At 62.4% G+C, this 4,652-nt stretch carries 6 protein-coding genes; 2 read left to right on the top strand and 4 right to left on the bottom strand.

Features of this window, described 5'->3' with window-relative positions:
* Positions 1 to 94: 94 nt before the first annotated feature.
* The gene (locus tag C446_RS03505; RefSeq protein WP_006671681.1) at positions 95 to 571 is read right to left on the bottom strand and encodes an Lrp/AsnC family transcriptional regulator; all 477 of its coding nucleotides are present in this window, start codon (positions 569 to 571) and stop codon (positions 95 to 97) included.
* 202 nt (positions 572 to 773) lie between these two features.
* Between C446_RS03505 and C446_RS03500 the strand changes: the two genes are divergently transcribed.
* Complete coding sequence (locus tag C446_RS03500; RefSeq protein WP_049920005.1) at positions 774 to 1,028, top strand: HalOD1 output domain-containing protein; 255 nt, start codon at positions 774 to 776, stop codon at positions 1,026 to 1,028.
* Positions 1,029 to 1,260: 232 nt separating this feature from the next.
* Here C446_RS03500 and C446_RS03495 read toward each other — a convergent pair whose 3' ends face one another.
* Together C446_RS03495 and C446_RS03490 are read right to left on the bottom strand one after the other, a co-directional pair.
* Complete coding sequence (locus C446_RS03495) at positions 1,261 to 1,698, bottom strand: transcription elongation factor Spt5 (protein ID WP_006671679.1); 438 nt, start codon at positions 1,696 to 1,698, stop codon at positions 1,261 to 1,263.
* Entirely contained in the window at positions 1,698 to 1,883 is a 186-nt protein-coding gene (locus tag C446_RS03490) for a protein translocase SEC61 complex subunit gamma (RefSeq protein WP_006671678.1), read from the bottom strand. Before C446_RS03490 ends, C446_RS03495 begins: the two co-directional genes overlap by 1 nt.
* A gap of 211 nt (positions 1,884 to 2,094) precedes the next feature.
* Here C446_RS03490 and C446_RS03485 point away from each other — a divergent pair, with 211 nt between their 5' ends.
* A complete protein-coding gene (locus C446_RS03485) occupies positions 2,095 to 2,340 on the top strand; it encodes a hypothetical protein (protein WP_006671677.1) in 246 nt (81 codons plus the stop codon).
* 232 nt (positions 2,341 to 2,572) lie between these two features.
* Here the strand turns inward: C446_RS03485 and C446_RS03480 are convergent, their stop codons facing one another.
* Positions 2,573 to 3,787, bottom strand: a complete 1,215-nt coding sequence (locus C446_RS03480; RefSeq protein ID WP_006671676.1) for a S1C family serine protease — start codon at positions 3,785 to 3,787, stop codon at positions 2,573 to 2,575.
* Between the last annotated feature and the right edge of the window lie 865 nt (positions 3,788 to 4,652).

Here is a 4,652-nt window from a genome sequence, read left to right as displayed (position 1 = left end):
TAGATGCGGACTCCCGTGAAGTGGCGGCGTCCATGGTTGCAGACCTGAAACTCCCACCGCTCGGGATTCCTCCGCGTGAACGCGGAGGAGGATGTCAATTTTCGGCTTCTTCGAACTCGAACTCTGCCCAGGGACGAGTGTAGTGGTTAGTGATGATTTCGGAAGACTCGATACTGAACCCTATCGAAGTGAATTCGTTGGTGATTTCGGTCAGGTCTCGAGTGTCCGTGGCGACCACTTCGACGTAGATATTGCGCTTGCTGGTGAGCATCTCGCGGACGTCAACGACTCCGTGCTGATCCAATATCCCGGCGGCCAACTTTTCGCGCTCGTTGGCGGAGGCGCTACAGACGAACAGCACGTGCAGCGGGTAGTTCGCCTTCTCGTAGTCGATCTTTGGGGAGTACCCTTCGATGACGCCGTTTTCCTCCATGTCTTCGATACGGTTGCGGACGGTGCTGGCAGCAACGTTGACTCCCTCTGCAATCTCGGCAATAGTGATGTTCCGGGCGTCGTTCTGTAGCAAGAACAGGATGCCCCGATCGATGTCGTCGAGTGCGACTTCACTCATAAGAGAGATAGACCGGCAGTGTGCGTAAGTCTTCGTTTGCGTTGGGGTATCCACACCATCGATGCAGCACACGGAGAACGTTACATATCGGGACTGCCTATTCCTGGCCAGAAGTGCGATTTTCGCAGAATCGAGGGATATATTTGCGGAATTCTGATCGTTCGGGCCAAAATTTATGCAGTATCGCAACCCAGAGTGAGCAATGGTTTCACATGGCCCGTCGTATCGGGTGATTGAGGCGGTAGCCCGGAAAGAGGACATCTCGCCGAGCGAGCTATCACCTCCATTGTTTAGCGCCGTCGAACCGGAGGCGCTTGACGCACTCGTTCAATCAGACGCCGACTCGGACCCAGAGCAAATAGAAGTCACATTCACCTATCTGGATTACGTCGTTCAGGTCCAGAGTGGCCCCACAGTGAGCATCTCGATCCAGGGTAAAAACGCACCCGAATCGTGATCCTCCCCGCGTGACTCTCCCGGGGCGGGAGGGTGAACCTGGGACGGAACGAAAGCCCGCCGAGCTGAGACAGACGACGGTGACGTGCTACACTCGTCTTCTCCATCTTGCACGCGCTTTCGACCCGTCACTACGACGGACTCCCTCACTCCCTCGAGTTCACGCATCGCTCCTTGCGAATTCGATAGAACGTCCTCGGCGCTCTCCGTTCGCACCGAGTGAAGTCAGCTCGCTACCGCTCGTCGCTGTCGAGCACGCGGATCTGATCGCCCCGCACGGTCACCGGAATCGGGACCGTCGCCTCGTACAGTTCGACCGTCACCTGATCTTTCCCTTCGTCGATGCGCTGTACCTGTGCCTTCTCGCCTTTGAACGGACCGGCGATGAGCTCGACGATGTCGCCCTCGGCGATCCCCTCGACGTCCGGCTTCGGCGAGAGGAAGTGCTCCACTTCCGAGATATCCGACTCGCCGGGAACGATGCTCCGGGCGTGGGGAATGTCCTCGAGTACACGTTCTAGGACGGCGTTGCCCTCGGACTCGACCATCACGTAGGAAGTCAGCGAGTCCGGGGCGAGAGCGGCGTGAATCTCGGGCTCTTCGCGGTTGATGATCATCTCGGCGACGGTCCGCTCCTGGCTGGCGGTAGTCTTGACTGCGTAGATGCCCATCAGAAGCCACCACCGGCTCCACCGGTCAGCACGAGCATGATCGCGCCGATGACGAACCCGATGAACCCGACGAGCAGGATGCCGGCACCGGCGATCTTCGACACTTGAAGGAACTCGTTCGTCGTGGGTGTCGTCGCCATTTTCAACACCCTGACGTACGAGGTGAGGTCGTACGGAACGTCCATGTCTACATGTTCACAGCGCGGGCCCTTTTATCTGTCTTTCGTGTCGGCTGGACGGGTCGTTCGAGTTGGGTCGAACGCGACCACGAGCAGTGACGCTGAACGAGCCGTTCCGTGCCGGGACCGGTGCGCTCGACGGGATGTCGGCGGGCGACGTTGCACTCGACGGCCGACGGCCGACGACCCACGTCGCTGGGCCGCGAGGGTCGATGTCATGGCCGAAGACGACAGCGACAGAGCCGACGAACTCGAGGCGGAACGAGAGGCCGAAATCGAGGACGAACTCGAACGGGTCGGTCGCGACGGGGACGAGGTCGACGACGGCGATAGCGACCTCGGCACCCAGAACGCACCGCGGGAGGATGCCGAAGAGATAGAAGATATCGATGATCTCGATGATCTCGATGATCTCGATGATTTCGAGGAAAAACCGGAGACGGAACCCGCCGACGACAACTGATACAACTGGACAACAGTCAGTACACACCCGATCGCGTCTCGACGCGCGCCGCGGAACGTGACAGCGTCTCCAGTGCGATCGGTGTGTGCAATGTGTTGGCCGGCAGGATGAAGCCGAACGGTTCGCTCGATCTCGGATCGACAGGGTCTGTGCGAACGGAACCGGAATGGGGTCCGGGTCGGGATGAGAATGGGAATCGGAGCCGTGGTCGTGGTCGTGATCGTGATCGTGATCAGGGCCCGTCCACAGCGGGTCGTTCCTCGAGCGTCAGTGCTACCGTCTCTCGCTCACCGGCCCGGAAGACTTCGACATCGACCGTCTCGTCCGGCGATGTCTCGAGCGCGAGGTAGGACGCGAGGCGTTCCTCGTTGGGAATCTCTTCGTCGTCGATGGCGACGATCACGTCGCCTCCGGCGGGAACGAAGGCACCGTCGACGGTCACCACGTCGCCTGCGGGTTCGAACACTCCGTCGGCTGGCCCGCCGTCCGCGACCTGGCGGACGAGGACGCCACGGGCTTCCTCGAGATCGTTCGCCTCGGCGATCCGAGGATCGACGGGATCGACGCCGATGCCGACGTAGGGGTGTCGATACTCACCGTCTTCCGCGAGGGCGGGGACCACGCGATCGGCGAGTTGTGCGGAGATCGCGAACCCGATCGTCTGTCCGGCTCCGGCAAAGACGACGCCGAGGACGTTTCCGTCGAGGTCGACGAGCGGCCCACCGCTGTTGCCGGGGTTGACCGGCGCGTCGGTCTGAATCGCCGCGGGGATAGAAAAGCCAGTTGGGCTCGGGAGCGAGCGGTCGACGCCACTGACGATCCCCTGGGTGATGGAGGCGTCGAGGCCGAGCGGGTTGCCGAGCGCGACGACTTCCTGGCCGATCCGGGGTTCCTCGTCGGACAACGAGAGTCCGTCGACGACATCGGGGATGTCGTCGATCTCGAGGACGGCGAGGTCGCTGTGTTCGTCCGTACCGAGCACCGAGGCGGTTCGCCACTGTTCGTCGGTAAACTGGAGTTCGACCTCGTCTGTGTCCTGTACGACGTGAGCGTTGGTCACCACCCGGTCGTCGACGACGAACCCGGAGCCGAGTCCGCCAGCGCCCGGCCCCTCGACGCCCGAGAGCGTGACGAGCACGACGTCGTCGATGATCGACTCGTAGAGGTCGACGTAGGCGTCGTCGCTGTCGTCGCTGTCGTCGGCCAACTCGTCCTGAATCCGTCCCGCTGGGCCGGCCGGACGCGAGGCGGACGCGTCGCCGGCTGCAGCAATGTCGAGTTCAGCGCCGAGCGCGACTACCCCGGCCGCAACGGCACCGAGCAGACTCCTGCGAGTGCGTTTAGTCCCGGTTACGTTCGCAGCCGGTCGGGAACCAGCCCCAGTATCCGCGTTCGAGTTCGAGTTCGATTTCGAGTTCGAGGTCGGAATCGAATCGTCCGAATCCATCCTACTCACGGCCATTGCCACCCCGAGGAGGGTGATAAAACCGACACCAGCACGCCCATCCCGCCGAACGGGGGGCGACGTGACGGAGCGACGCCGGATTCGGACTCGAGCCGGGATCGAATCCGCGTCGGAGACAGGTTCCGGCAGCGGAGGGCAGATCCCACTGGGTCGCCGGCCGGCAGCGTCCGGCCGTCGCTTATTGTCTCGAGACGACCACGGTTTGGACGGACAGTTACCCCCTTGGACGGCGGGATCGTGGCTGAGAACGGGACCGGGACCGAGACTGGGGCCGAAACCGGAACGACCGAACCCAGGGCCGATCCCCAGTCACGCAACACCGACCGCCGATACGGGGGCTGTATCACGACACACGACGCACCACTGCCACGCACCACGCACCGCGCTCCGACCGATCCGACGAACCCCGACATCCGTTCGCTTCGCATGGACTATCCACCGCTTCGCGACTACGGCGTCATCGGCAACGACGACCGCTGTGCCCTCGTCAGCAGGGCCGGCTCGATCGACTGGTGTTGTTTCCCCCATCTCGAGGACGCAAGCGTCTTCGCCCGCATTCTGGACGCCGATTCCGGGGGACACTTCTCGATCTCCCCGACGACTGCCTCCGAGTCGAGCCACCGGTACGTCGACCGCACGAACCTCCTCGAGACCACGTTCGAAACTGCCGGCGGACAGGCGACGGTGACCGACTTCATGCCGCTTCGAGACGGCGAGGACCACGACGACGACTTCCAGCAGTCGATCTACAGGGTCCTCGAGTGCGAACGCGGCAGCGTCGATCTGGGGCTCGAGTTCGCGCCACGGTTCGACTACGCCCTGTCTCTTATACACATCTCTGATGGCG

The organism is Halobiforma nitratireducens JCM 10879 (genome assembly GCF_000337895.1).
GTDB classification, from domain to species: domain Archaea; phylum Halobacteriota; class Halobacteria; order Halobacteriales; family Natrialbaceae; genus Natronobacterium; species Natronobacterium nitratireducens.
This window is presented reverse-complemented; position numbering and strand designations above follow the sequence as displayed.

Coding starts and splice junctions, on each gene's coding strand:
- C446_RS03505 (WP_006671681.1), bottom strand. CDS start 571: ATGAGTGAAGTCGCACTCGACGACATCGATCGGGGCATCCTGTTCTTG.
- C446_RS03495 (WP_006671679.1), bottom strand. CDS start 1,698: ATGGGCATCTACGCAGTCAAGACTACCGCCAGCCAGGAGCGGACCGTC.
- C446_RS03480 (WP_006671676.1), bottom strand. CDS start 3,787: ATGGATTCGGACGATTCGATTCCGACCTCGAACTCGAAATCGAACTCG.
- C446_RS03490 (WP_006671678.1), bottom strand. CDS start 1,883: ATGGACGTTCCGTACGACCTCACCTCGTACGTCAGGGTGTTGAAAATG.
- C446_RS03500 (WP_049920005.1), top strand. CDS start 774: ATGGTTTCACATGGCCCGTCGTATCGGGTGATTGAGGCGGTAGCCCGG.
- C446_RS03485 (WP_006671677.1), top strand. CDS start 2,095: ATGGCCGAAGACGACAGCGACAGAGCCGACGAACTCGAGGCGGAACGA.